Genomic DNA, 25,269 nt, shown 5'->3' with positions numbered 1-25,269 from the left:
GGCCATGACACCAGCACAAAGCCAGCTTGTCGAGACCGTTCAGCAGCGCTTCGGCCCAAAGACGGTCACCACGGACGGGGAGGCTATCGCGCCGTGGCTGAGCGACTGGCGCGGCCGCTATCATGGCGAAGCGCCGGCGTTGCTGTCGCCGGGATCGACCGGGGAAGTCGCCGCGATCGTCGCCCTGGCGGCGGCGGCGGGCGTGGCGCTGGTGCCGCAGGGGGGCAATACCGGGATGGTCGGCGGCGCGACGCCGCCTGCCGACGGCTCGGCGCTGTTGCTGTCGCTGCGGCGGATGAACCGGATCCGCTCGCTCTCGCCGGTGAGCAATCTCGCGGTCGCCGAGGCCGGCGTGATCCTCGCCGATCTGCGCACCGCGGCGGAGGGTGCCGGGCGGCGCTTCCCGCTCGATCTCGGCGCGCGGGGCAGCGCCACGATCGGCGGGCTGGTGTCGACCAATGCCGGCGGCACCCAGGTGCTGCGCTTCGGAACGATGCGTAGCCTCGTCGCCGGAGTCGAGGCGGTGCTCCCCGACGGCTCGATCCATAATGGCGTGGCCGCGCTCAAGAAGGACAATCGCGGTTACGATCTCAACCAATTGCTGATCGGCGCCGAAGGCACGCTCGGCGTGGTCACCGCGGCGACCTTGCGGCTGGTGCCGGGGGCGGCGGCGCGCGCGGTGGCGTGGGTCGGGGTCGAAAGCCCCGCCCGCGCGCTCGAGCTGTTGCGGCTGCTGGAGGCGGGCACCTCTGCGGTCGAGAGCTTCGAGATATTGCCCGAAAAGACGCTGGCGCTGGTGCTCCGGCACGTTCCCGGCACCCGCCGGCCTTTGTCGACGCCGCATCCGTGGCACGTGCTGATCGAGGCGGTGACGACCGATCCGGCCGCCGAATCGCCTGCGCTTTTGCTCGAACGGCTGCTCGCCCCGGCGATCGAGCGCGGGCTCGCCGGCGACGCGGTGATCGCCGCCAGCGAAGCGCAGGCCGAGGATTTCTGGCGCATCCGCCATTCGATCTCGGAGGCCGAACGCGCCGGCGGCCCTGCGCTCCAGCACGACATTTCGGTGCCGGTGGACGACATGCCGCGCTTCATGGTCGAGGGCGGTGCCGAAGCCGAGGCGCGGTTTCCCGGCACCGAAGCGGTGGCCTATGGCCATCTCGGCGACGGCAATGTCCATTTCCACGTCCGTGCGCCCGCCGGGGTCGATCCGGCGCGCTGGTATGCCGAGGACGGCCCGGGCATCTCGCGTCACGTCCACGACATGGTCGTCGCGGCGGGCGGCTCGATCTCGGCCGAGCATGGCATCGGCCAGATGAAGCGGGCCGAGCTCGAACGGCTCAGCGCGCCGTCGCGGATGACGGTGTTGCGCGGAATCAAGGCCGCGCTCGATCCGCACAATATTCTCAATCCGGGAAAACTGGTCACGCTTGCGCCCGACGCCGCGAGACCATAGACCTTCGCCGAATTTAAAGCCTCAGCATCTTTTCAGGAGAGTTTCGGATGGCCAGCGCGCCACAACAGTCGCTTCCGTTGTTCTACAACCAGCTCGAACCGCTTTCGAGCCAGGCGCACGCCGATTTCCGGATTCGTGTCCGCGACAAGGCGCCCTTCCTCGCCAAGCAGCACGCCGTGCCGGTCACCGTCGAGGAATTCCCGCTGGTCCAGCGCTTCATGCCGATCGTCTTCTCGGTGGGCGACGATCCCGTTCCGCTCGCATTGATGGGCCTGAACGAGGGCGTGAACACCTTCTTCGACGACGAAGGCACCCTGCTCGAGCCGAATTTCTACGTTCCGGCCTATATCCGCCGCTATCCCTATCTGCTCGCCCGGCTCCGTCAGGATGCCGACGAATTGTCGCTCTGCTTCGATCCGTCGTCGGACACGGTCGGCGCGTTCGAGGAAGGCGACAAATTGTTCGAGAATGGCGAACCGACCGAGACCACCAAGAACATCCTTCAGTTCAACGAGCAGTTCGAGCAGGCCGGCGCGCGCACCGCGATGTTCATGAAGGACCTCAAGGAGCTGGCGCTGCTGATCGACGGCGAGGTCACGATCCAGCAGGAAGGCAACGAGCAGCCCTTCGTCTATCGCGGCTTCATGATGATCGACGAGAACAAGCTCAACGAGTTGCGCGGCGATCAGCTGCGCAAGATCGTCCAGAACGGCATGCTGCCGCTGATCTATGCGCACCTCTTCTCGCTGGCGCTGATGCGCGACATCTTCGGCCGTCAGGTTCGCCTCGGCAAGATGCCGCAGCCCCAGCTGGTCAGCCCGGCCCTCTGATGCGCGGCTGAGTGCGGCGGCCTGTTCTTCGGTCGCCGCGCTCAGCCGTCAATCTGTCAGTCCGTCCGGTCGGCGGGATTCCCGCTCGGATCGGCTTTGCCGACATCTTCGGCGGGATTGAAATCCTTGGCCCGATGCGCGGCGTCGTTGCCGCTGTCGAGCGTGTCCTTCGGGCGCATCGCGTCGCCGGACTTCTGATGCTCGGTCGAGCGATTGTGCGGGCTGGTGCCGCCGGGCGCTTCGGGCATGGAACGCATCCTTTCCCGGCCAGAACGGCCGGGCCCGCCTCCGGGTTTCAGCTTCGCTTCGCGCGCTGCAGCAGGATGCGCCAGAAGAAGATCGTCACCAACGCCGGCTGACCCAGGAACGGCACGAACAGGCTGACGATCAGGCTGGTGCCGGCCCCGAGCAAGGTGGAATAGCCGCGCAGGCGAATCATCGCGACCTGCTCGGCGGTGATCTGCTCGCCGACCACCGGTGCCGAGGTGACGATGCGCTGGAGCCAGATATTGGCGAGGGCCGCCAGCGCCAGCCACCCGCAATAGAAGGCGACCGGCACCCGGTGGCCGTAATATTCCGACGACAAGGCCGTGAAGAACGGCATCGCCGCGATCGTGCAGAGCAGCACCAGATTGGGCAGGACGATCCGCGAATCCCAATGGCGCGCGCAATCGAAGACGCGATGATGGCCAGCCCAGAACGAGCCGATCACGAAGAACGACACGAAGAAACTGACGAAATTGGGGATCAGCCGGGCGAGCGCGATCAGGAAATCGCGGTCGCTGCCGGTGCCGTGCACCTCGGGCACATGGATCTCGATGATCAACAGCGTGATCGCGATCGCGAACACCGCGTCCGAGAAGAAGATCAGCCGTTCGATCGCATGCGCCGGCCCGTGAAGTTCGGGCTCGCGGCTAGTCCTGCGCATATTCCCTCTTGCTCATATGCCCCTCAGATCGAGAATCCGATCAAGCATTTTGCTGACCATTGCCATTCCAATCTCCGTCATCCCCGCGAAAGCGGGGGCCCATCTCCCGTCGTATCGGCAAGCGCACCGGCGGATCCGGCCGCGCGCTCAAGAGATGGCCCCCCGCTTTCGCGGGTGACGGCCAAAATATGAATCTTCTACCTCGTGCCCTTGGCGAAGGATCATTCGGACGTCTTGGGAGGCGTCGGCTTTTTCGGGGCTGGGCGGCGTGCCGCACGCGGCTTGGCGGTGCTGCTGTCGGCAGCCTTGCGCGTGCGCCGCGCGGGCGGCTTGGGTGCGGCCTCGGCCGCCGCGGGTGCCTTGCGCGCGCGCGACGTCGTCGGCGCGGGAGCCGCCGCGGCGGGTTTGCGGGTGCGGCGGGCCACCGGCTTGGCGGCGGCTTCGGCGGGTTTCGCTGCAGCTGCCGGCGCCTTGCGGGTGCGGCGGACGGTCGGCTTCGCGACGGCGGTCGCCACATCGGCGGCAGCGGCCGCGACGGTCTGGGCCGCGGTATCGGCAGCCTTGGCGGCATCCTCCTGAACCTTGGGTTCGTTCTTGAGCTTCGCGGCGATGGCGACCAGCCCCGCGGCGAGGATGTCGGCGACGATCGGATGTTTGGCGAGATCGGTCAGCTTGCCGCGCACCGATTTCGGGAGCTTCACGCCCGCGATGCTCTTCGGGAGAAACGAGCCCTTGCCGGCCGCGCTCTTGTCGTCCTTTTTCCTCTTGCCTGCCATCGAAGTCCTCCGCGTGTCGTGACGCCAGTGTCACGGATCAGCGCCGGTGGTGTCAACGCAGGATCGCGGCGGAGTGTCCCGGGCGGTTCAGTGGCGCGTATCTTCGCTGCCTTCATATTCGAAAACGATGTCGAGCCCTTCGCACGAATCGTCCGCGGTGCCGCTGACATTGCCGCCGGCGTCTTCGCTGGTGGTCTGGCCGAGCTGCTCCGCCAGCGCCTCGCCATCGGCTATCCGGCGCGCATCCGCGGCGTCGGCATCCCGGCCGATGATCGTGTCGGGGTTCCGGTCGTGGTCAGCCATGTGTCTCTCCGTGGTCCCCGGGATACGGTCAACGGTGCGCGGCGGCCCACGTTCCGCCTGCGCCACGATCAGGCGGCGATGCCGCGGGCACGCGCCGCGACGAGGCGTTCGAGAAAGCCGTGGAGCCGGGCGCTGTTGGCGGCCCAGGTGAACGGCGCGACGGTAGCGCGAACCTCAGCGGGATCCGGCGGAGAACCGAGCAATGCGGCGAGGGCGGCGGCGAAAGCCTCGGGTGTTCGCGCGACGATATGGCCGCCGACATCGCTCTGCACGACCTGGCGCGCGCCGCCGACATCGGGGATCACCACCGGGGTGCCGCTGGCGAGCGCCTCGAGCCAGGCATTGGCCAGCCCTTCGCGTTCCGACGCCAGCGCCATCGCGTCGGCCGCGGTGAGCAGGGTCGGAAGCTCGGCATGCGGGACGGAGCCGAGGAGCCGCACGCGCCCGCCGAGGCCGAGCCGGGCGATCTGCGCCTCGAGTTGCGCCCGGTACGGCCCCTCTCCGGCGATCCACAGCTGGACCTCCGGCATCGCGGCGATTGCATCGATCACGATCTGATGACCCTTGAGCGGAATCAGCGCACCGACCGAGAGGATCAACGGGCCGTCGACGCCGACCGCTTGCTTGGCCGCGGCCCGATCGCCCGAAGCGAATCGGGCGAAGTCGACGCCGGTGACGATGCATTCGGTACGCGCGCCGGGAAGGCCCAAAGCGGTCATGTCGTCGCGCATTGCTTCGGAGACGGAGAGCAGGCCGTCGGCGACGTGCGCTGCCGCGCGGATCTGCCCGGCGGTTGCCGGCTGGCGCGCCCAATGGTGGATATCCGAGCCGCGCGCCTTGATCGAAACCGGAACGCCGAAGCGCCGGCCGAGTTCGACCGCGGCGACTCCGTCGGGGAAGAAGAATTCCGCATCGATCACGTCGAACGGGAAATCGCGGCGGAGCGCGCGCAGCAAAGGGGTGACTGCATCGACGAGCGCGCGCGCGTGAAACCGGCCGCCGGTGCCCGGCCAGGTCCGGAAGCGCGGGCGGTGGACCGGCAGGCCCTTCCAGTCTTCCGACAAGGGCAGCGCGGCGAGCGCGCGGTAGCGCGACAGACGGTCGAGCGGGGCGGGAGGCAGGCCCAGGGGGGCGACGACGCGAAGCGCCACGTCGTCCCGTTCGGCGAGCGCGAGCGACTGGCGCTCGACGAAGATGCCGAAATTCGGACGCGTGGCGTCGGGGAACAGAGTCGAAAGAACCAGCACGCGGAGCATAGCCGGCGCTTTTACCGCGCCAAGGTTAATGCTCCGCCTGCGGTCTTCAGGCTTTAGCGGCAGCGACGACGATTGTTGCTGCTGCTGCGTTCGATCTCGCGGCCGGCAAGCGCGCCCGCGGCGGCGCCGAGCAGGGTGCCCGCGGCGCGGTCGCCGCGCGTGTCGATCGAGCGGCCGACCAGCGCGCCGGCGACACCGCCGACGACCAGACCGGTGGTGCCGTTCGACTTGCGGCAATAGCGACGACCGTCGCGGCCGCGCCATTCGCGATAGGCATAGCGGCGGCGCTGGTCGGCGTTGAAGCCTGCCTTATATTCATAGGCGCTCGCCGCCGCAGCGGTCGAGACCGGAAGGACGGTGGCGGTGGGGATCGCCACCGCGATCGCGCCGAGCGCGACAATGAACTTACGCATGATTCACTCCCATAGATCGATTGTACTTACAGAAACCGTTAGCGAAACGTCCCGCGGCTGCGGGGGGTTTCATGAACCTGAAACTACGTGCCGCTCATCTGAGGTTGGGATTTGCAACATGAACGCTTCACGAACGATCATCGAGAAGCTCGGCCTGTCGCCGCATCCGGAAGGCGGCTGGTACCGCGAGACGTGGCGGGCGCCCGCCGGAGCCGGTCGCTCGGCCGGCACCGCGATCCATTTTCTGCTCGAGCAGGGCCAGCGCTCGCATTGGCACCGGGTCGATGCCGACGAATTATGGCTGTGGCATGCGGGATCGCCGCTCGATCTCCGCGTCGAGCAGGAGGATGGCGCGATCCGGTCGATCGCGCTTGGCGGCGACGTGACCCGCGATCATGCGCCGCAATGGCGGGTGCCGGCGAATCGCTGGCAATCGACCGAGGCCCGGCTGGGCTGGGCGCTGGTGAGCTGCGTAGTGGTCCCCGGCTTCGACTTTGCCGGCTTCGAGCTCGCCTCGCCGGATTGGTCGCCGGGATCGTCCTGACGGCGATCTGTCCCCGTTATTCACGTTATCCACAGGCGCGCGGGGGCATTTCGTCCTTTGCGCGACTCGGGATCGGTGACAGCATCCGTCTTGTAGGGAAGACGGTTCGGTAGCGGGAAACCAAAGCCGGATCAACACCTTACACGGCTCGATCGAGCGCAGGTGCCTTCGGGAAACCACGCTGGAACGAGACGGGGATGCGAGAGCATCGGTAGTTGCGGGATCGAGGCGGTGCGCAAGCGTCGCGGCGAACCCGGGAGACGCCGAAGCCGGGCGGAACCCGATCCGAAGCCGGCGCGCAAGCGCAGGCCGAGGCGAAGGACCTGCCTGATGGACGAGACCGAAGCCGATAGGCCCGCGCAAGCGGCAGATCGACGGAAGGATCGGCCCGAAGAGCGAAACCCAGGGCATTGGCCACCGCGCAAGCGAGAAGTCGAAGCCTATGGATCGTTCGGGAAATCCCATCCAGCAAGGCTTCATGGTTCCGCTTTCGGGCGAAGTCATGGAGCGGGCCACCGAAGGCCGGAACCGAAGCCTGCTTCTTCGGAAGCGTGGCGATCAGCCGGCCCCGGTGACCGACGCGAAGCTCGCATGCCCTTGCCGGCGCGAGTGGAGCATGCCGCCGAAACCAGGCCGCGCGGTCCTTAGGGATCAGCAGCCGAAGTCCGGTGACATGGGGACTGGCAGCAATGCCGGTCCCCTTTTGCGTTTTGCGCTTCTTGCGCCTCCCGTCTCGGGCCTCACGCACGCGGTCGCGGATGACTGGGGCAGCGTCCCTCGCTACTTTGCGCCAAAATCGAGAGGGAATGGCATGGGCGGTGTGTTCGAGCGGTTCGCGCAGGGCGTCGCGGCATGGGCCGGGCGCCCGGTGGCGTTCGCGATCGCCTTCCTGATCGTCGTCGGCTGGGGCCTGAGCGGGCCTTTGTTCGGCTGGTCGGACACATGGCAGCTGGTGATCAACACCGGCACGACGATCGTCACCTTCCTGATGGTGTTCCTGATCCAGAATGCGCAGAATCGCGACGCCGCCGCGATCCAGGCCAAGCTCGACGAGCTGATCCGCGCGCTCGACACCGGCCGCAACGAATTCATCGGCATCGAGCATCTGGGCGAGAAGGAACTGATCGCGATCCGCGACAAACTCGAGCGCGAATGCGGGCGCGAGATGCCCGAGCGGCATCAGGGGATCGGCCGCCTGCTCAAGCGGCGCGGGCACATCGCGCCATAGCCGCAGGGCATTGGCGAGTGACCGCACGCTTCTTTCGTCCCGCCGCCGCGCACGGCAGAATCACGCCGTCGGCACGTGGAGGAAAATGGTGGGTTTCGAACAGCCTGGGCTGCACAGCGGCGCCGAGACCGACGACTATGTCGCCAAGTTCCAGCGCGACGGCTATGCGGTGCTGCGCGGTTTCTTCGCGCCCGACGAAGTGGCCGGGATCGGTGCGGCGATCGACCAGATCCACGCCGAGGGCGTCGCGCACGGCCGCAGCTTCCGCCATGGCAACCTGTTCTACAACGTCGCGCCGCGCGACGGCGCCGCGCCGCTGGTGCGGATGGTGCAGTGGCCGTCCTATCACCAGCCGGTGCTCGAGCGCGTCCGGCGCGACCCGCGTTTCGCGGCGATGCTCGCCCCGCTGATCGGCGGCGACGTCAAGCAGATCATCAACCAGCTCCACTGGAAGGCGCCCGGCGGGATCGGCGACTTCGCGTGGCATCAGGATTCGCGCTTCCGCAAGCCCGACGCATGCTATCGCAACCTCGGCACGTCCTATGTCCAGACCGGGCTGGCGATCGATCCGCACACGCCGCAATCGGGCTGCATGCGCTTCCTTCCGCGCACCCATCAGGCGGGCGAGCTCGATCTCGACACCTCGACCGAAGTGCTCGGCAATGCGATGGCCGACGACGTGCTGCTCGCGGCGGGCTTGTCGCCCGACGATGCGATCGACCTCGTCCTCGAACCCGGCGACCTCGCTTTGTGGAACCCCTATCTGGTCCACGGATCGGGGACCAACCGCGCGGACCACCAGCGCCGGCTCTACATCAACGGCTATGTCCGCGCCGAGGATTGCGACCGCGGCGAATGGGCGTTCCGCGGCGGCGCGCCGGTGCCGCTCGGCCCCGAGCCGGCTTTGGTCCATTACGAGGAACTGCACGAACGCGGCGAACCGCATTACGTTTGAGAGAGCGATTGCTGCCAGATCGTGCGGGCACGCGAACGGCAGGTCACGCCCCGATGGTAGACGTCAAAGTGGCGCAACCGCTCAATAGAACCGGACGCTAGCTCCATTTCCCCTCTCGACAAAGTTGACCACTCGCAGTCGTTGAAGATCGACCGGGTGCACTGGAGCGGAACATAGTAGCGGCGCGAGGCACCGGACGGCGTGAGTCGACGGTGCCTCGCGCCATCGCGTTAGTCGGCGCCGAGCTGCTGGAGCAGTACGGAAGATGCGTTGTAACAATGAAAGGACGCGATCTTTCCATCCTTGATATGAAACACATCGCAGGAAGGCACATCTATCGCCTTTCCGGTGGCAGCAATAGTACCCGACGGGAGTGGCAGATCACCGCTATGTTTTGCACGAATTGCAAGCTCGACTATTACGACTTGCCCCGCGACGTAAATGCTGAAAAGCTCTCGATGGACGTCTGGAAAAGCAGTCGTAACCATTTCGAGATAATCGCTAATCTCCTTCCCTCGAAGTTCGAGGCCGGCGGGAATGTCACGCATGTATCCGTCGGGAGCGAAGTGCGATACGAATTCGTCAAAATCCCTTCGATTTCCTTCAGCACAAGCATAAAGATCTCTGATTATGGCTTCATTTTCTTGCATGGAATGTCCTTCGTCCAGTCAGCCAAGGGCCGGTTCATGAACCGCGCGACGGCCCGGCCGTAAACAAAGCCCTGCGCGGCTGCCCGGATATGGACGCGCGATTTCTTTTAGGGTAGAACCTACCTAAAGGTAAGTGTGAGAAATTTGATGAGCTATGCCCGAGTTTGCGGCCTGGATGCCTCGCTCGCAGTCGTAGGCGGCAAGTGGAAGCCGCTGATCCTTTTTCACCTTGCGGGCGAGCCGAAGCGTTTCGGGGAGATCAAGAAACTGGTTGTTGGCATTAGTGAAAAGGTCTTGATTCAGCAGCTGCGTGAGCTCGCGGCGTTCGGCGTGCTTACCAGGCGTGATCACCATCAGGTGCCGCCGATGGTGGACTATACGTTGACGGATTTCGGCAAGACACTCGCCAAGGCGATCATGCCGCTCTGCGAGTGGGGTACGGAGCACAGGCAGCAGATTGAGAAAGTTATACGGGCTGGAAATCCGACCGCAGCCGCAAGGTCGCCAACCGATTGACGACGTTCGGCCTCATCGAACGGCCGGGAGTAAAGCGCCGCCCACGAAAGCAGCCAGGCCGCTAACCACCCGGAAGCGGGAGGAGCTGCAGCCGCTCGCCTCAGCGCGCCGCGGTCGTCCGGCTGGCGAGGAAGCGGGCGGTCTCGAGCGGGGCGGCGAACGAAGTGCCGGTGCCGGTGACCGCGCGGCCGTCGATCGCGGCGGTCGGGACCTTCACCCCGAGCGCCCAGGCGTAATTATAGCCGTCGGGTGCGGCGTCGGGACGGTTGGTGCCGCTCCACGGCTTGCCGTCCGAATCGATCGCGCCGACCAGCACCGCATTAGGGTAAGCGGCGCGCGCCGGGCCGAGATTGCCGGGGTGATCGTAGCCATTGTTGCCGGCGGCGAGCACGACGCGGATGCCTTTGGCGGCGGCGTCGGCGATCGCGGCGGTGATCGACGGATCGGGATCGAGCGCGAGCGAGATGTTGATCGCATCGACGCCGAGATCGGCGGCGCGGCGGATCGCGCGGACCACCGGCGCCGCCGAGGGCTGGCACGGCGGGTTGGCGCCGCTCGGGCAGCCCGCGGGATCGTCGATGCGCAGCGAGATGATGTCGACCTGGCCGTGCGCGGCGCGGGCGAGGATCGTCGCCACCATCGTGCCGTGATCGTAGCGCGGCTCGAACGCGGTGCGGCCGGGATCCGAGGCCATGTCATATTCGGCGGAGACGAGCGCGGCGAGCTCGCTGGTCTTCGCCACGCCGCTGTCGATGATCGCCACGCGCGGCCGCGCCAGCGGAGCGGCGATCGGCGGCACCACCACCGGCGTCGCCATGATCGGCGGCGCGGCGACGGGCGCGGCGGTTTCCAGTAGCGCGACGAGCGACAACAACAGCGTGTTCACGAAACCCCGACCCCCCGGTCAAAGCGATTCACTTCGATCTTGCTATCCTACCGAGCTTTGCGGCGGGATTGCGGTGATGTGCGGGGGGTATGCTTAATAGTTTGTGGAGGAATCACCGCGGCGGCGCGGCAAGGGCTTCCTCCACAGGGGTGAAGGCCGAGCGGGTGCCGGTGGTATCGGGCACGTCGGTCGCGAAAAAGGCGATTCCGGTGCCCGCCGCGCGATCGAGCCACAGCCCCGAGCGCAGGCCGTACGCCTCGCCGCCATGGCCGAGGCGCGGACGGGCATCGCCGAACAGGGCGTCGCGGCATCCCGGCCGCGCGGTCGGCAGGAAGGTCATGGCGAGGCCGTAGCTGCAATAGAAGCCGTTGCTGGTGTCGCCGTTGCTGCCGTCGAACGTCCAGAGCGGGGTCTCGAGCAATGCCACCGATTTGCGGGTGAGCAGGCGGACCCCGTCGAGCTTGCCGCCCCCGAGCAACAGCCGGCCGATCTTCGCCAGCCCGCGCGCGGAGATGCGCAGGCCGCCCTGCGGCGAGAAGATCGCGCCATTGGCGCCGGCGCGCCACTTGCCGAGATCGCAACTGCCGTCGCTGGCCAAGGTCACCGCGCAAGCGGGTGCGGCGCCCTTGTTGTCGTCCTTGGTCGGCTGCTTCGCACGATAGATTACGACAGCGCGCGCCGCTGTCGCCGGGGAACAGCTCGCCCAATTATAGCAGGCATCGAGCTCGAGCGGCCGCAGCACCAGCCGGTCCATCAGCCGGTCGAAGCGCTCGCCGGTGGCGCGCTCCATCACCGCGGCGATCACCGGGAAATTGAAATTGGCGTAGCGGAAGAAGGTCCCGGGCGGATGTTCGGCGTCCCACGCCTTGGGGTCGGCGAGCACGCCCGCCATGTCGGCGTCGAGCGGCAGCACGTAATCGATATTGTCGGTCAGGCTCGAGCGGTGCGACAGCAACAGGCGCAGCGTGATCGGCGCTTCCGGAAAGGCGGGATTGCGCAGTTTCCGGCCGAGCGCGATCGACACGTCGGCGTCGAGATTCAGCTTGCCCTGCTCGACCAGCCGCAGCACCCCGATCGCGACGACCAGCTTCGAGACCGAGGCGACCCGCACCGGATCGTCGGGCGTGACCGGGCGCTTCGCCGCAAGATCGGCATAGCCCGACACGGCCAACGCGGTCTCGCGCTCGCGATCGAAGGCGATGCGGACCGTCGCGACCGGATCGGGCGCGGTTTGCGGGAGCGAGGCGAGGAGCAAGGCCGGGAGCAACATCGAGGCAGGATGACCAGCGCTTTCCCTTTTCGCAAATAGCGATAGTCTTCCGCCCCATGAACTTGCGGCATATCGAGATCTTCCACGCCGTCTATGTGAACGGCTCGGTCAGCGGCGCGGCGCGCGCGCTCAACGTGTCGCAGCCCTCGGTGTCGAAGATGCTGCGCCACGCCGAATCGCTGCTCGGCTTTCAATTGTTCCAGCGGACCAACGGGCGGCTGGTGCCGACCGAGGACGCGCACACCCTGTTCACCGAAGTCTCCGAGATCCAGGACCGGGTCTATGCGCTGCGCGAGGCGGGCAAGAATCTGCGCCGCGGGGCAGGGGGGATGCTGCGCGTCTCGGCGCTGCCGAGCCTCGCGCTGCAGGCGCTGCCGACCGCGGTGGCGCAGTTCCTCAAGACGCGCGACAACGTGAAGTTCGACCTTCAGACCGTTCACCACGACGATCTGCTGCGGAAGTTGTTCGAGCGCGAGACCGACATTGCCATCGCCTATGAAGTGCCGACCGCGGCGCCGATCGATCACAAGCCGCTCGGCGAGGGCGAACTGGTGGTCTTTTATCGCGAGCAGGACATGCCCGACGCGCCGCCGCGCTGCGACATGAGCTGCCTCAAGGGTCATCGCTTCATCAGCCTCGCGACCAGCGGGCCGATGGGGCAATTGTTCACCCAGGAAGTCCAGCGGCAGGGCATCGTGCTCGACGAAGTGATCCTCGCCCGGACCTTCTACATCGCCGCGGCTCTGGTGCAGCAGGGCGTCGGCATGACCGTGGTCGACAGCTTCACCGCCCAGGCCTCGCTCGCGCCGGGGCTGGCGATGCGGCCGCTCAAGCCGCCGATCACCTTCGGGGTGCATGCGATGTACCTGCACAATCGGCCGCTGACCGCGCTCGCCACCGATTTCCTCAAGACCCTGCGCGGCGTGATCGACGTGGCGTAGAACGACATAGGCTGGAAAGCTTTCTCCCGTCACTGCTTCGCGGGGGGGGGGGGGGCGGCGAACGGCATGTTCCGGCCGGGCGCGCTTACCTGTCCCGAAGCTTCTGTATCGCAACCCAGATATGGAGGCTGAAGATCAGGCCGCTTCCGACAAGCCAGGCCCATGCGTTGAAATCGCGTTCCGGCGAGTTGAGCGAACCTATAAGGACAATGCCAGAGAGCAAAAGGCCAACGATTACAAAAGGCCAATTGACCATGGCGCGAGCTTGACGCCTCGCCTCTGAAGCCGGCCTGGGAGGAACTATGGCGGGACGGTCTCGAACGAGACGATGCGGGGCAAAGCCAGCCCAGAATAGCCACGCTGATATGCCGAGAACGCATGCACCAATGATGATGGAGTCCGACCAGTCGGGAAGCGACAATGATCTGGAGATGATGGTCCAAACGATGATCGCCAAAGTGACGATGCCGGCGACTGTCCATACGCCGCGTCGACCGGCTATCTTACGCCAGTCTTCTGTCAGTTGCTTATATTCGTCGGCGGTTACAAGTTTGCCACCCCCATTCTTGGATGGATAATACAGATATCCTCCCTCTACGGGGACGAATTGCTTATTGAATGCGCCAATCGAATCAAACACTGGAGCCTCGCACCACGAGCAGGTCGAATAGGGGATGCGCTGCAGGGTGCCAAGGCGTGACCAGTTGATACGGGCGAATGGAAGAGGCGGCTCTCAAGGTCCCGCCCCAAAGCAGACCATGCGCTTTCCACCATTCTCGGCCGCGCACGATCGCAGCTGCCTTTGACCGTCGCAATCTTGGTCGCACGCAGAATACAAATGGCGATGCAGCCCCGCCAAACAAGCCATAACAAGGGGCTATGCCGCGCGCGCCAGACGTTATGCGCAGACTTTTGGAGCCGCGCGATACGGAAGGCAGGTGATGATCCCCGCTCCCTATCTGCTCTATCTCGGCCACAGCACCGATGCCGTCGGCATCAAGACCTCGCGCGGGCTCGCGGCCTTCCGTCCGCAGGATTGCGTCGGCGAATTCCGCTACGACGATTGCCCGCTGACTCTGGGCATCCCGCGGATGACGATCGCCGAGGGGGCGGCGGCGGGGGCGAGGACTCTCGTGCTCGGCATCGCCAATTCGGGCGGGACGCTGGGCCGCGATCTGGTCGACGATGCGCTGGCGGCGCTCGAGGCGGGGATGAACGTCGCCTCGGGGCTCCACCAGCGGTTGCGCGACGAGCCGCGGCTGGCGGCGCTGGCGCAGGAGAAAGGTGTCCAGCTGTTCGACGTGCGCGATCCGCCGGCGAATTTGAAGGTCGGCAACGGCAACCGGCGCGCCGGGCACCGGCTGCTCACCGTCGGCACCGATTGCTCGGTCGGCAAGATGTACACCACCTTGGCACTCGCGCAGGGCATGCAGGCGCGCGGGCTAAAGGCCGATTTCCGCGCGACGGGCCAGACCGGCATCCTGATCGCGGGCGGCGGCGTGCCGATCGATGCGGTGGTCGCCGATTTCATCTCGGGCGGGATCGAGCAGCTCGCCCCGGCGCGCGACGATGACGGCTGGGACCTGATCGAAGGGCAGGGCTCGCTGTTCCACCCCTCGTTCGCCGGCGTCTCGACCGGGCTGCTCCACGGCGCCCAGCCCGAGGCGATCGTGATGTGCCACGATCCCAATCGGCTGCATATGCGCGGCATCCCCGGGCGGGCGCTGCCCGAGCTGGGAGAGTGCATCGAGATGAATCTGCTGGTCGCCCGGCTCACCAGTCCCGATGTCCGCGCCGTCGGCATCTGTCTCAACACCTCGGCGATGGACCCGGCCGAAGCCCGGGCGCTGTGCGCGCGGCTCGAAGACCGGCACGGCCTGCCCTGCACCGATCCGATCGCGTTCGGAGTCGATGCCGTCCTCGACGAATTGCTATGTCCCGCACCCTCCGCGCGCAGCACGATAGCTTCGCACTGAGCCAGCCCTTCCGGATCTCCCGCGGCGTCAAGACGCAGGCGGAGGTGGTCACGGTCGAGCTGGAGCGAGGCGGGGCGGTCGGGCGCGGCGAAGGCGTGCCCTATGCGCGCTACGGCGAGAGCGTCGCGAGCGCGCTCGCCCAAATCGAGGAAGTGCGCGCCGCCGTCGAAGGCGGTGCGGACCGCGCGCAGCTGCCCGGGCTGCTCCCGCCCGGCGCTGCGCGCAACGCCCTCGACTGCGCCTTGTGGGATCTCGAGGCGCGGCTGGCGGGCCGCAGCGTCGCCGACACGATCGGCGCGCCCGAGCCCGGCAAGCTGGAGAGCGCGCTCACCATCGGCATCGACACGCCGATGGCGATGGCGGTCGCGGCGAGCAAGATCGCCGATGCCCCGCTGATCAAGGTCAAGGTCGACGCGACGATCCCCGATGCGCAGATCCGCGCGGTGCGCAACGCCGCGCCGCATGCGAGGCTGATCGTCGACCCCAATGAGAGCTGGGACCAGCAATTGGTCCGCGCGATGCAGGTGCTGCTGGTGACCTTGCGGGTCGATCTGCTCGAACAGCCGGTGCCCGCCGATGCCGACGAATGGCTCGAGGACTTTATCCCCGAGGTGCCGATCTGCGCGGATGAATCGGTGCATGTCGCCGCGGATCTCGATCGCGTGGCGCGGCGCTATCAGGTCGTCAACGTCAAGCTCGACAAATCGGGCGGGCTGACCGAGGCGCTCGCATTGGCCCGGGCGGCGCGCGCGCGCGGGCTGGGGCTGATGACCGGCTGCATGATCAGCTCGTCGCTGTCGATCGCACCGGCGCTCCACGTCGCGCGGATGAGCGATTTCGTCGACCTTGACGGTCCGATCTGGCTCAGGGAGGATCGCGCCGGCGGCGTGCGCGACGAGGCGGGCTATCTGGTGCCGCCGGAACGGGGTTTCTGGGGAATTTTATGAAGGTCGTGCTGCTCGGGATCGCGACCCTGTCGCTGGGAGCGGCACCGCCGGCGCCGCGGAAAGTCGACCTGCTCATCCGCGGCGGCACCATCTATACCGGGTCGGCCGAGCCCTTTGTCGGCGATGTCGCGATTGCGGGAGATCGCATCGTCTCGGTCGGCCGCCATGCCGCTGTGACCGCGGCGCGGGTGATCGACGCTAAGGGCATGATCGTCGCGCCGGGCTTCATCGATCCGCACACCCATATGGGCGGCGATCTGGCGTCCGACGACGCGGCGAAGCGGCTGGTGCCTGCCTTTCTGCTGCAGGGCGTGACCACGGCGTTCATCGGCAATGACGGGGGCGGCAGCCCCGACGTCGCCGCGGTGCTGGGCAGTGCGGCGGTGCGGCCGGTGGGGATCAACTATGCAGCTTATGTCGGCTTCGGCGCAGTGCGCGAAGCTGTGGTGGGCGAGGCCGATCGCGCGCCGACCCTCGCCGAGCTCGGCCAGATGAAAAGGCTGGTGGCGGACGCGATGTGCCACGGCGCGCTGGGGCTCTCGACCGGGCTGTTCTACGCGCCGCAGAGCTTCGCAAGGACCGGCGAGGTGGCGGCATTGGCGCGCGAGGCGGGGAAGCGCGGCGGCGTGTACGACAGCCATATCCGCGACGAATCCAGCTACACCGTGGGGCTCGCCGCTGCGATCGACGAGGCGATCGCGATAGGCAGAGAGGGCGGGCTGCCCACCCATATCAGCCATATCAAGGCGCTCGGCGTCGACGTGCAGGGCCACGCCCCGGCGATCATCGCGAAGGTCGCGGCGGCGCGGCGCGCGGGACAGAAAGTGACTGCGGACCAATATCCGTGGTCGGCGAGCGGCACGAGCCTGGTCGCGTCGCTGATGCCGCTCTGGGCGCAGGACGGCGGCCGTCCGGCCTTGCTCGGGCGCTTCGACGATCCGGCGCTGGCGGGGAAGCTCCGCGCGGGGATCACCGAAAATCTGCGCAAGCGCGGCGGCGCGGACAAATTGCTGATCGTCGAGGGCAAATATCTCAACCGCACATTGGCCGACGTCGCGAAGCAATTGGGGCAGGACCCGGTCGACGCGGCGATCGCGGTGATCCGCATCGCCGATCCCGGCGTGGTCTCGTTCAACCAGAGCGAGGCCGATATCGCCAAATTCATGGCAATGCCCTGGGTGATGACCGGCTCGGACGCCTCGGGCGGGCATCCGCGGGTCTATGGCAGCTTCGCGCGCAAATACGCGAAATACGCCAGGGCCGAGCGGGTGATCACGGTCCGCCAGTTCATCGAGCGCAGCTCGGCGCTGACCGCCGATACGTTCGGGCTGGCCGGGCGCGGGCATCTGCGCGCCGGCGCGTTTGCCGACGTGGTGGTGTTCGATCCGCGGACCTATGCCGCACGGGCGACCTATGAGCAGCCGACCTTGACCGCGCAGGGCGTGCGGACGGTGATCGTCAACGGCGTCGTCGCGGTCGACAAGGGCGCGCTCACCGGCAAGGCGGCAGGCCGCGCATTGCCGCATGCGCCGACGCCGGGGACGTGCAAGTGACGGGCATGCTCCAGCCGCCTCGTGCTCCGGCGAAGGCCGGAGCGTTGGCCACACTCCGGTGCGCGCCGTCTCCAGCGCTCCGGCCTTCGCCGGAGCACGGTGAGCGATGCTGAACCGCTGGTTCGCCATCGCGCTCTGGAAGCGCGTGCTCGGTGCGCTGGCGCTGGGGCTGGTCTTCGCCCTGGTCTGGCCGCAGGGCACGCCGTACGTCCAGTTCATGGGCGATCTGTTCGTCCGCGCGATCCGGATGCTGGTTGCGCCGATCGTGCTGGTGACGATCGCCGCGGGGATCACCGCGCTGGCCGATCCGCGGCGGCTCGGCGGATTGGGCGGGCGGACGATCGGGCTGTTCGCGCTGACCACCGCGATCGCGGTGTCGGTGGGGATGCTGGTCGCGACGCTCGTCCAGCCCGGCGTCGGCGCGCCGCTCGGCACCGCCGCGCCGCACGCGCTGGGCGAGCCGGTGACGCCGTACCAGCAACTGATCGGGATCGTCCCGCTCAACATCTTCGAGGCGCTGGCCAAAGGCGACATGCTCGCGCTGATCTTCGTCGCGATCCTCATCGGGGTCGGCACGGTGATGGCAGGCGAACCGGGCAAGCCCTTCGCGGCGCTGCTGCAAGCGACATCGGCGGTTTTGCTCAAGGTCGTCGGCATCGTCATGGAAGCGACGCCGTTCGGGGTGTTCGCGCTGATCGCCAATGCCGTCGCGGCGAACGGCGCGGCGGTGTTCGTCAATGTCGGCTGGCTGGCGCTCGCGGTGGTGCTGGGCAGTCTGATCCAGATCCTCGTGGTGCACAGCCTGATCCTGAAGCTGCTCGCCAAGCTGCCGCTGTTGCCGTTCTTCCGCGGGATCGTCGACGCGCTGGTGGTGGCCTTCTCGACCGCCTCCAGCTCGGCGACCCTGCCGGTGGCGATGCGCGTGGCAGAGAAGAATCTCGGGGTGGCGCGGCCGGTCTTCTCGACGGTGCTGCCTTTGGGCGCGAGCATCGGCAAGGACGGCACCGCGATGTATGTCGGGCTGCTCAGCATGTTCGCGCTGCAGGCGTTCGGCACGCCGCTGAGCCCGCAAGTCTATGGCATGGTGTTGCTGACCGGCGCGCTTGCCGCATTCGGCACCGCGCCGGTGCCGTCGGCGTCCTTGTTCATGCTCGCGGCGGTGCTTTCGGCGGTCGGCGTGCCGCCCGAGCAGACCGCGCTCGTGGTCGGCTTCGTACTGCCGTTCGACCGGCTGCTCGACATGACCCGGACGGTGCCGAGCGCCAGCGCGAACCTGATGGTGGCAACCACGGTGGCGCGCTGGGAAAGCGAGCTCGACGAAGCGGTGTACCGGTCGAAGGCCGACGCCTAGCGCGGCTTCTGGCACCAGAAGTGGATCATCCCGGCGAACAGGAACGGATGCTCCGCTTCCACCGCGTCCCATAGATCGAGATCGAGCGGATCGGCATCTGCGCCGTGCGTCGCGCAGAAACGGGCCGCGGCTTCGGGCGTGGCGTCGAAACCGACCAGCCGCAGACCAGCGCCTGCCACCAGCGCGGCGATCTCCGGAAAGCGATAGTGCCGCTCATGGACGTGGAAGGCGAGATCGCGGCAGCCGCTGAGGCTGTAGAAATCCTGGCTCTCGCGCAGCATCGCGCGCGGGTCCTCGTCGGGCAGCGACAGGATGTGCGCACGAAAGGCGCGGATTCCCGCGGCATCGCCTTGCCAGCCGCGCTCGGCGATCAGCGCGTGCGCGGCGCGGACCGGGGCGCGGGCGCGGTGGCTGTAGACCGCGAGACGGACCACCCCGCCCGGGCGCAGCACCTCGGTAATGCTGGCGAGGCCCATATCGGGATCGGCCATATGGTGGAGCACGCCGGTGCTGGCGGCCATGTCGAAGGTCTCGCCGAGCGCGGCGAGCGCGAGAAGGTCGCCCTGCAGGAAGCGAAGGTTGGCGAGGGCCAATGCCTCCGCCTTGCGCCGCGCGAAGGCTAGGCTTGCGCGGCTGAGGTCGATCGCGGTGACCGACAGGCCCGAATCCATCCGCGCCATGTCGATCGCTTCGTAGCCGGTGCCGCAGCCGGCGATCAGCAGGCGGAGCGGCGCCGCCGGAAGCGCCGGACGGTCGATGCCCGGCAAGCCTTCGAGAATCCTCCGGAAATCGGTGCGGCGCGACGCCGGCGGCGCCTGCCAGCGCGGATAGGGATGTTCCTCATATTGGCGCCGGACCGCGTCCGAAACGCCGTCGGCAGGCGGAGCGAAGCAGGGGATCGTGGCCGCGATCGCGTGCTCGACCGCGAGCTCGCCCATGCGCTGCGCGAGCGGCCGCCACGCCGGATCGTCGGGCAGCGCGGCGGGCTGACCGGCGAGCGCCGCCATCGGCCCTTCGAGCGGGATGCCGGGTTCGGACCAGACATATTGACTGGCAAAGCCGTGGAGCGCGAGCGCCGGCAGCAATGGCGCGCCCATATCGCCCGAGCGGATCAGCGCATCGCGCATCGCGATCAGCCGCGCTTCCATCGCCGGATCGGCATTGATGCAGCGGGTGAGGAAGGCGATCCACAGCGGCTCGGTGTCGCCCGCGTGGAGCAGCAAGCGCGCGGCGACGCCCGCCAGCGGCTGCGGATCGAGCTCTTCGCCGGCGAGGCAGCCGCGGACATCGTCGGCGAGGCCCGCATCATATGCGGCCGGGCGGAGCGTCGCGAGCAGATCGGCGAGCGGACGGCGGATGGCGTGGCGCGCGGCGGCATTACCTTCGGCACGGGCCAGCGCGGAACGCAGGACATGCAGCGCGGCGGCGGCGTCGCCCTGATGCGCGGCCAGCCCGCTCAGCGCCAGATAGCCGGGAAGGAAATCGGGATGCGCCTCGATGTTGCGGGCATAGGCCGCGCGCGCCGCGCCGAGGCGGCCGGCGCGCGCGTGTTGCTGGGCGAGGAGGAACAGCTCGGGAGCGGCGCGCATCGGGTCCATTCTAGGGTTGCCGTCCTCCCGGCGAAAGCCGGGATCTCATGTCGTACCGAGCCACCGCCTGAGATCCCCGCTTTCGCCGGGAAGACGGTAGGCGATACCCTGCGGTTATGCCTCGGTTCGCGTCGGGCGGTTGCTCCGGCGCCGAATGGCGATAGGCTCCGGCCATGAAACCATCGCTGCTGCTCCCGCTCCTCCTCGCCGCCAGCCCCGCATTCGCGCAACAGAGCCTCCAGCAGCGGGTCGAGGCCGGCTTCGCCGAAGCGGCGACCGGCACCCGCTTCGGGCTGGTGGTCGCCGACGCGGCCGGAACGGAGGTGGTCGCGGTCAACCCCGACGGACGCTTCATCCCGGCGTCGAACACCAAGATGTTCACCACTGCTACGGCCTATGCGTCGCTCGCAGGGCTCGACCAGCCCGACAGGTCGGGCGGCGCGGCGGTGCGGATCGAGGGCGGCGACGTCATCCTCGAAGGCCATGGCGACGCGCGGCTGTCGAGCGCCCCGGACTGCAAGCTGGATTGCCTCGCCACGCTCGCCGACGCGGTGGCGGCGAAGACGAAGCACGTCCGCCACGTGATCGGCGACGACACGGCTTTTCCCGACCAGCGCTGGAGCCCGGGGATGAGCTGGAACAACATCCCCAGCCGTTCGGGCACCGGCATCTCGGCGCTGACCCTCGACGACAACGAACTGGCGATCGACGTCACGCCCGGCGCGGTGGGCGCGCCGGCCAGGGTCGCGCTGCCGCTGGCTTATTACAGCGTCGACAATCGCGCGGTGACGGTGGCCGGGGGCGAGCGCCGGATCGGCTATGAGCGCGAGGTCAATGGCAGGGTGCTGCGGATCACCGGCACGATCGGCGCCGACGCCAGGCCCGAGCCGCTGCGCGTCGGGATCGACGATCCGGCGCATTATGCGGCGTGGCGGTTCAGGGCGCTGCTCGAAGCGCGCGGCGTCAAGGTGACCGGCGCGGTCTCGGCGCGGCACCGTGCGCTGATGCCGGGCGACGATCCCGAGACGCGCAAGGGCGCCCCGGTGGCGCGAGCTCCGCTCCAGCCGACGCTCGCACGGCTGACCCCGCCGCCGCTGGCCGAGGACGTGACGATCATCAACAAGGTCAGCCAGAATCTCCATGCCGAATTGCTGCTGCGCCGGGTCGGGCTGCGCACGGGCAGCGGCTCGATCGCCGACGGCGTGGCCGAGGTCCGCGCGATGCTCGAGGCGGCGGGGGTGCCGCGCACCGCCTGGGATCTGTCCGACGGTTCGGGCATGTCGAGCTACAACCGCGCGGCGCCGCGCGGGACGGTAAAGATGCTGCGCTGGATCGCGGCCCAGCCCTGGGGCGCGGCGTGGCGCGCGTCGCTGCCGGTGGCCGGCGTCGACGGCACGCTGGCCCGGCGGTTCAAGGGTACGGCGCTGGAGGGCAAGCTGTTCGCCAAGACCGGCACGCTCAACGCCACCAACGCATTGTCGGGCTATCTGATCGCGAAGAGCGGCAAGATTCTGACCTTCTCGGCTTTTGCCAACGATGTGCCCGCCGACGCCAGCGCCACCCGGTTTCTCGATGCGGCATTGGTCGCGGTGGCGGAGGCGAACTGATGTTCGTGCCCGTATCCGTGTTGATCGGCGCCGGTCTCGTCGTCCTGCTGTTGCTGGCCCTGCTCCTGCGCCCGCGCCGTCGCGATCCGCTGATGGGCGGGCAGCCGCCGATCGCGCGCACGAGCAAGCCGGCGGCGGCGGTGACAACCTTGCCTCCAGAGACCGAGGCGGAGGTGCGCGCATTGCTCGCGGCGGGGCGCAAGATCGAGGCGATCAAGCTCGCGCGCGATGCGGCGCATCTCGGCCTCAAACAAGCCAAGGATCTGGTCGAATCGATGGAGCGCTAAGCGCCGTCATGGCCGTCGGGAGGCCGCGCGGCGCGTCCCGGCGCTGGTTTGCAATGTAGGAATTCATGTGCTTGCCTCGGGCAGAGGCCCTGCCGCTCTGCTCTTTGACAAAGTCTAGTCCATCGTCGCCGATCCGCTGGAGCAGCTGTCACCTGCGGGGCGAAAGTGTCGCCTGCGTGTCGCATGGGTGTGTCATCGAAGGCGCGCGGGCGGCGCGTTCGAGTCGCCTTGGTGTCGCGTCGCCGGCGCCAAACCGCCGCGTGGCCGGCCTCTGCCCTCGTGTGAGCCGCGCGATTCGGCGTCAACCCGAAAACTTGGTAAACTTTGGACGAACTTCAGCCCGTGCCGCGGCCCCATGCCGCGATCACCGCATCCCCGGTTTCGGGCCGCAGCCGAAAGATGCCGCTGTCGAAATGACGGGTCGGATGGACCCGGTTGGTGAGCAGCGTCCAGGCGAGCCCGCGCTCGAAATCCACCCACAGGCCGGTGCCGGTGAAGCCGGTATGGCCGATCGTCTCGGCCGAGCAGGCCGCGCCGCCCGACCAGCCGGGAAATTTGCGTTCCCAGCCGCAGGTGCGGTGTTCGTATTGCGGCGTGCGGATCGCCGCGAGCATCGCGGGCGACGCGCCGCTGCCGTCGAGCAGGCCTTGCGCGAAATCGAGCACCCCGGCGACGGTGCCGAACAGTCCTGCATGGCCGGTCTCGCCGCCCATCGCGGCGCAATTCTCGTCATGGACCTCGCCCCTGAGCACGCGGCCCCGCCAGCTGCAGCGCTCGGTGGCGACCGCGGGGCCGGCGGGCGGGCCGAAGCACAGGCCGTTGCCGAGCGGCCATGCCCCGAGCGGCCGCCCGGTGACTCGCTCGATCGCGATGCCGAGCAGGAGAAAGTTGATGTCCGAATAGACCGGCGGGCCGTGCCGCCATTCGCGCTGCAGGACGAAGGCGCGCAGCCGGGCGGGATCGTCGCCATAGGTGTAGATCGGCTCGACCGCGGGCAAGAAGGTCCGGTGGGCGAGGCAATCGCGGAACGTCAGCTTGCGCTCGGCAGCATTAGCCACATCGTACTGGCGCAGATCGGGGATCGCGCTGGTCAGCGGCGCGTCGAGATCGAGCCGGCCCTGATCGGCGAGGCTGAGAATCATCGTCGTGGTGGCGATCACCTTGGAGACCGAGGCGAGGTCGAACCAGTGATCCTCGGTCAGCTCCTCGGGTTCGGGCACCAAAGCGGCCTTGCCGGCGTGGCGGATCCAGCGCCGGCCGTCTGCAGCGACCACCCCGAGAGTCGCGCCGGGAATGCGGCCCCCGGCGATCGCGGCGGCGGCGGGCGCGAAGGCCGCTTCGATGTTCATGGCGCGACCGGCTCGCGATCGTCGGGGCGCGGCCTGGCGCGGACGAGGAGCGGCAGGAACAGCAAGGCCGCGAGGCTGATCGCGCCCGAGGCGAGGAAGAACAGGTCGAAGCCGCGCAGGCCCTGGCCGTCGAGCCATTCGACGATCTGCCCGCCGGCGCCGGACAGCAGTCGCGGGAGCAGGAAGGCGAAGCCCGACAAAAAGGCATATTGCGCGCCGGGAAAGCGCGGGTTCACCAGCATCGACAGATAGACCACGAACACCGCCCCGGCCATGCCGTTGCCGAACTGGTCGGCGGCGGTGGCGACATAGAGCAGCCATTCGTCGTGTCGCTGGTGCGAGAGCCAGACGAAGCCGAAATTGCCGATCGCGGCGAAGATCGCGCCGATCGTCAGCGTCACGCCCCAGCGCCAGCGCGTCACCATCCAGCCGCCGAGCCCGACCCCGACGATGCTCGAGGCGAGCGCCACCACGCCGTCGGCGCGGCCGATCTCGCTCTTGGTATAGCCGAGATCGAGGATCATCGGCTTGGACAGGTTGAGCGCGAGCACGTCGCCCATCCGGTAGATGGCGACGAAGCCCATCAGCACGATCGCATAAAAGCCGTAGCGCCAGAAGAAATCGACATAGGGGCCGATCGCTGCGGAGGCGCGCGCCGGAGCGTCGGGCCGCAGCTTGCGGATGCGCGGAGTCAGTGCGGCCATCACGAGGAAGGGCAGCATGCAGAGAATGAGGACGACGGGCGTGACGTTGGTCTTCGAGCTGATCCCCGCGCCCGCGGCGGCGGCGAGGATCAGCCAGCCGATGATCGCAGTGGCGAGCGCGAGGACGAGCAAGATGACGATCGCTGCCGCAAGCCCGTCGAGCAGCGAGCCGAGACGATTGCCGCTGCAGCCGGGCTGGCGCGGCAGCAGCGCGAGGATCGGCAGCGGCACGAACGCGCCGGCGGCAATGAGGAGATAGGAGGCCTGCCAGCCCGGCTCCACGCCGAGGCTGCGGAGCATCGGCGCGAGGCTGCCCAGCGCGTCGGCGAACAGCAAGGCGCCGCTGCCCGCCGCGACCATCGCGGTGCGATAGCCCCACAGGTTCGACGCCGCGACCGGGCCCTGCTCTTCGGGCGTCGGCGCGAGCTCGATCCGCCACGCGTCGGCGGCGACTTCGAGCGTAGTGGTCCAGAAGGCGAGCAACACCGCGAACAATGCGGTCAGCGGCAGGCTCGCATCGGTGGGAAACAGCGCCATCGCCAGCATCGCGCTGAAGATGCCGAGCTGCGACAGCATGATCCAGCCGCGGCGCTTGCCGAAGAAGCGGGCAAAGCCGGGCACGTCATATTTGTCGAGCAGCGGCGCCCAGAGGAACTTGAAGGTCGGGAGCAATTGCACCCAGGCGAAGAAGCCGATGATCGCAAGCGCGACCCCGTGATCGGCGAGCCGCACGCTGAGCACGGTCGAGAACATGTAGAAGGGCAGCCCGGCCGAGAAGCCGAGCAGCACATAGAGCGCCATGCGCGGAAAGCCGCGGGGAATGCCGCTCGCGCCGGCAGCGGGCTCAGCCAAAAGGCGCGACCGATCGATCGTGCAGCCAAACTTGCGCCATGATGCGTCCCCGAACCATCCGTCGGCACGCTCGCCCGGCGCCTCGTGCCAGTCAATGGCGAAGGT

26 protein-coding genes are annotated in these 25,269 nt (G+C 67.9%); 13 read left to right on the top strand and 13 right to left on the bottom strand.

The features are described from left to right. The first annotated feature begins 4 nt into the window (after nt 1-4). Together Q9Q95_RS01450 and Q9Q95_RS01445 are read left to right on the top strand one after the other, a co-directional pair. The gene (locus Q9Q95_RS01450) at nt 5-1,453 is read left to right on the top strand and encodes an FAD-binding oxidoreductase (RefSeq protein WP_306093280.1); all 1,449 of its coding nucleotides are present in this window, start codon (nt 5-7) and stop codon (nt 1,451-1,453) included. Between the two features lie 47 nt (nt 1,454-1,500). Continuing rightward, a complete protein-coding gene (locus Q9Q95_RS01445) occupies nt 1,501-2,283 on the top strand; it encodes a SapC family protein (RefSeq protein ID WP_306093279.1) in 783 nt (260 codons plus the stop codon). A gap of 56 nt (nt 2,284-2,339) precedes the next feature. On the opposite strand, the gene Q9Q95_RS01440 is transcribed toward Q9Q95_RS01445, so the two are convergent. The 6 genes from Q9Q95_RS01440 to Q9Q95_RS01415 all read right to left on the bottom strand — a co-directional run bounded on the left by Q9Q95_RS01440 (nt 2,340) and on the right by Q9Q95_RS01415 (nt 5,959). Then, complete coding sequence (locus Q9Q95_RS01440) at nt 2,340-2,531, bottom strand: hypothetical protein (protein WP_306093278.1); 192 nt, start codon at nt 2,529-2,531, stop codon at nt 2,340-2,342. 47 nt (nt 2,532-2,578) lie between these two features. After that, nucleotides 2,579-3,211, bottom strand: a complete 633-nt coding sequence (locus Q9Q95_RS01435; RefSeq protein ID WP_306093277.1) for a TMEM175 family protein — start codon at nt 3,209-3,211, stop codon at nt 2,579-2,581. A 221-nt stretch (nt 3,212-3,432) separates the two neighbouring features. Continuing rightward, nucleotides 3,433-3,987 carry a hypothetical protein gene (locus Q9Q95_RS01430; protein WP_306093276.1) on the bottom strand — a complete coding sequence of 185 codons (555 nt, stop codon included), beginning with the start codon at nt 3,985-3,987 and terminating at the stop codon, nt 3,433-3,435. Between the two features lie 87 nt (nt 3,988-4,074). After that, entirely contained in the window at nt 4,075-4,290 is a 216-nt protein-coding gene (locus Q9Q95_RS01425) for a hypothetical protein (RefSeq protein ID WP_306093275.1), read from the bottom strand. Between the two features lie 68 nt (nt 4,291-4,358). Further along, the gene (locus tag Q9Q95_RS01420; RefSeq protein ID WP_306093274.1) at nt 4,359-5,546 is read right to left on the bottom strand and encodes a glycosyltransferase; all 1,188 of its coding nucleotides are present in this window, start codon (nt 5,544-5,546) and stop codon (nt 4,359-4,361) included. A gap of 53 nt (nt 5,547-5,599) precedes the next feature. Beyond that, complete coding sequence (locus Q9Q95_RS01415; protein WP_306093273.1) at nt 5,600-5,959, bottom strand: glycine zipper 2TM domain-containing protein; 360 nt, start codon at nt 5,957-5,959, stop codon at nt 5,600-5,602. 118 nt (nt 5,960-6,077) lie between these two features. Here Q9Q95_RS01415 and Q9Q95_RS01410 point away from each other — a divergent pair, with 118 nt between their 5' ends. The 3 genes from Q9Q95_RS01410 (at nt 6,078) to Q9Q95_RS01400 (ending at nt 8,686) form a co-directional block, all read left to right on the top strand. Beyond that, entirely contained in the window at nt 6,078-6,503 is a 426-nt protein-coding gene (locus tag Q9Q95_RS01410) for a cupin domain-containing protein (RefSeq protein WP_306093272.1), read from the top strand. An 811-nt stretch (nt 6,504-7,314) separates the two neighbouring features. Then, complete coding sequence (locus Q9Q95_RS01405) at nt 7,315-7,731, top strand: low affinity iron permease family protein (protein WP_306093271.1); 417 nt, start codon at nt 7,315-7,317, stop codon at nt 7,729-7,731. Between the two features lie 85 nt (nt 7,732-7,816). Beyond that, on the top strand, nt 7,817-8,686 hold the full coding sequence (locus Q9Q95_RS01400) for a phytanoyl-CoA dioxygenase family protein (RefSeq protein ID WP_306093270.1): 870 nt from the start codon (nt 7,817-7,819) through the stop codon (nt 8,684-8,686). A gap of 230 nt (nt 8,687-8,916) precedes the next feature. Here the strand turns inward: Q9Q95_RS01400 and Q9Q95_RS01395 are convergent, their stop codons facing one another. Continuing rightward, nucleotides 8,917-9,336, bottom strand: a complete 420-nt coding sequence (locus Q9Q95_RS01395) for a nuclear transport factor 2 family protein (protein WP_306093269.1) — start codon at nt 9,334-9,336, stop codon at nt 8,917-8,919. Nucleotides 9,337-9,483: 147 nt separating this feature from the next. Between Q9Q95_RS01395 and Q9Q95_RS01390 the strand changes: the two genes are divergently transcribed. Continuing rightward, a complete protein-coding gene (locus Q9Q95_RS01390; RefSeq protein WP_306093268.1) occupies nt 9,484-9,852 on the top strand; it encodes a helix-turn-helix domain-containing protein in 369 nt (122 codons plus the stop codon). Between the two features lie 100 nt (nt 9,853-9,952). On the opposite strand, the gene Q9Q95_RS01385 is transcribed toward Q9Q95_RS01390, so the two are convergent. Further along, the gene (locus Q9Q95_RS01385) at nt 9,953-10,738 is read right to left on the bottom strand and encodes a S8/S53 family peptidase (protein WP_306093267.1); all 786 of its coding nucleotides are present in this window, start codon (nt 10,736-10,738) and stop codon (nt 9,953-9,955) included. Nucleotides 10,739-10,850: 112 nt separating this feature from the next. Continuing rightward, on the bottom strand, nt 10,851-12,008 hold the full coding sequence (locus Q9Q95_RS01380; protein WP_306093266.1) for a serine hydrolase: 1,158 nt from the start codon (nt 12,006-12,008) through the stop codon (nt 10,851-10,853). A 56-nt stretch (nt 12,009-12,064) separates the two neighbouring features. On the opposite strand from Q9Q95_RS01380, the gene Q9Q95_RS01375 reads away from it, so the two are divergent. After that, nucleotides 12,065-12,949: a LysR family transcriptional regulator gene (locus Q9Q95_RS01375; protein WP_306093265.1), complete on the top strand. Its 885-nt coding sequence runs from the start codon at nt 12,065-12,067 to the stop codon at nt 12,947-12,949. 85 nt (nt 12,950-13,034) lie between these two features. On the opposite strand, the gene Q9Q95_RS01370 is transcribed toward Q9Q95_RS01375, so the two are convergent. Next, on the bottom strand, nt 13,035-13,589 hold the full coding sequence (locus tag Q9Q95_RS01370) for a hypothetical protein (RefSeq protein ID WP_306093264.1): 555 nt from the start codon (nt 13,587-13,589) through the stop codon (nt 13,035-13,037). Nucleotides 13,590-13,890: 301 nt separating this feature from the next. Between Q9Q95_RS01370 and dgcN the strand changes: the two genes are divergently transcribed. The 4 genes from dgcN to Q9Q95_RS01350 all read left to right on the top strand — a co-directional run bounded on the left by dgcN (nt 13,891) and on the right by Q9Q95_RS01350 (nt 18,776). Continuing rightward, nucleotides 13,891-14,925, top strand: a complete 1,035-nt coding sequence (dgcN, locus tag Q9Q95_RS01365; protein ID WP_306093263.1) for an N-acetyltransferase DgcN — start codon at nt 13,891-13,893, stop codon at nt 14,923-14,925. Then, entirely contained in the window at nt 14,883-15,872 is a 990-nt protein-coding gene (gene dgcA, locus Q9Q95_RS01360) for an N-acetyl-D-Glu racemase DgcA (protein ID WP_306093262.1), read from the top strand. Before dgcN ends, dgcA begins: the two co-directional genes overlap by 43 nt. After that, a complete protein-coding gene (locus Q9Q95_RS01355) occupies nt 15,869-17,425 on the top strand; it encodes an amidohydrolase family protein (protein WP_306093261.1) in 1,557 nt (518 codons plus the stop codon). Before dgcA ends, Q9Q95_RS01355 begins: the two co-directional genes overlap by 4 nt. Nucleotides 17,426-17,531: 106 nt before the next feature. Then, entirely contained in the window at nt 17,532-18,776 is a 1,245-nt protein-coding gene (locus Q9Q95_RS01350; protein ID WP_306093260.1) for a dicarboxylate/amino acid:cation symporter, read from the top strand. On the opposite strand, the gene Q9Q95_RS01345 is transcribed toward Q9Q95_RS01350, so the two are convergent. Next, on the bottom strand, nt 18,773-20,374 hold the full coding sequence (locus Q9Q95_RS01345; RefSeq protein WP_306093259.1) for a bifunctional 2-polyprenyl-6-hydroxyphenol methylase/3-demethylubiquinol 3-O-methyltransferase UbiG: 1,602 nt from the start codon (nt 20,372-20,374) through the stop codon (nt 18,773-18,775). The genes Q9Q95_RS01350 and Q9Q95_RS01345 overlap by 4 nt on opposite strands. 164 nt (nt 20,375-20,538) lie before the next feature. Here Q9Q95_RS01345 and dacB point away from each other — a divergent pair, with 164 nt between their 5' ends. Continuing rightward, complete coding sequence (gene dacB / locus Q9Q95_RS01340; RefSeq protein WP_306093258.1) at nt 20,539-21,972, top strand: D-alanyl-D-alanine carboxypeptidase/D-alanyl-D-alanine-endopeptidase; 1,434 nt, start codon at nt 20,539-20,541, stop codon at nt 21,970-21,972. Further along, nucleotides 21,972-22,259, top strand: coding sequence for a ribosomal protein L7/L12 (locus Q9Q95_RS01335; protein WP_306093257.1), 288 nt, complete (start codon nt 21,972-21,974; stop codon nt 22,257-22,259). The genes dacB and Q9Q95_RS01335 overlap by 1 nt, the downstream gene beginning before the upstream one ends. A 335-nt stretch (nt 22,260-22,594) precedes the next feature. Here Q9Q95_RS01335 and Q9Q95_RS01330 read toward each other — a convergent pair whose 3' ends face one another. Together Q9Q95_RS01330 and Q9Q95_RS01325 are read right to left on the bottom strand one after the other, a co-directional pair. Beyond that, nucleotides 22,595-23,608, bottom strand: a complete 1,014-nt coding sequence (locus tag Q9Q95_RS01330) for a serine hydrolase (RefSeq protein WP_306093256.1) — start codon at nt 23,606-23,608, stop codon at nt 22,595-22,597. Then, nucleotides 23,605-25,164 carry a permease gene (locus Q9Q95_RS01325; RefSeq protein WP_306093255.1) on the bottom strand — a complete coding sequence of 520 codons (1,560 nt, stop codon included), beginning with the start codon at nt 25,162-25,164 and terminating at the stop codon, nt 23,605-23,607. Before Q9Q95_RS01325 ends, Q9Q95_RS01330 begins: the two co-directional genes overlap by 4 nt. Nucleotides 25,165-25,269 lie beyond the last annotated feature (105 nt).

The organism is Sphingomonas sp. DG1-23, assembly GCF_030730875.1.
Lineage (GTDB): Bacteria > Pseudomonadota > Alphaproteobacteria > Sphingomonadales > Sphingomonadaceae > Sphingomonas.
This window is presented reverse-complemented; position numbering and strand designations above follow the sequence as displayed.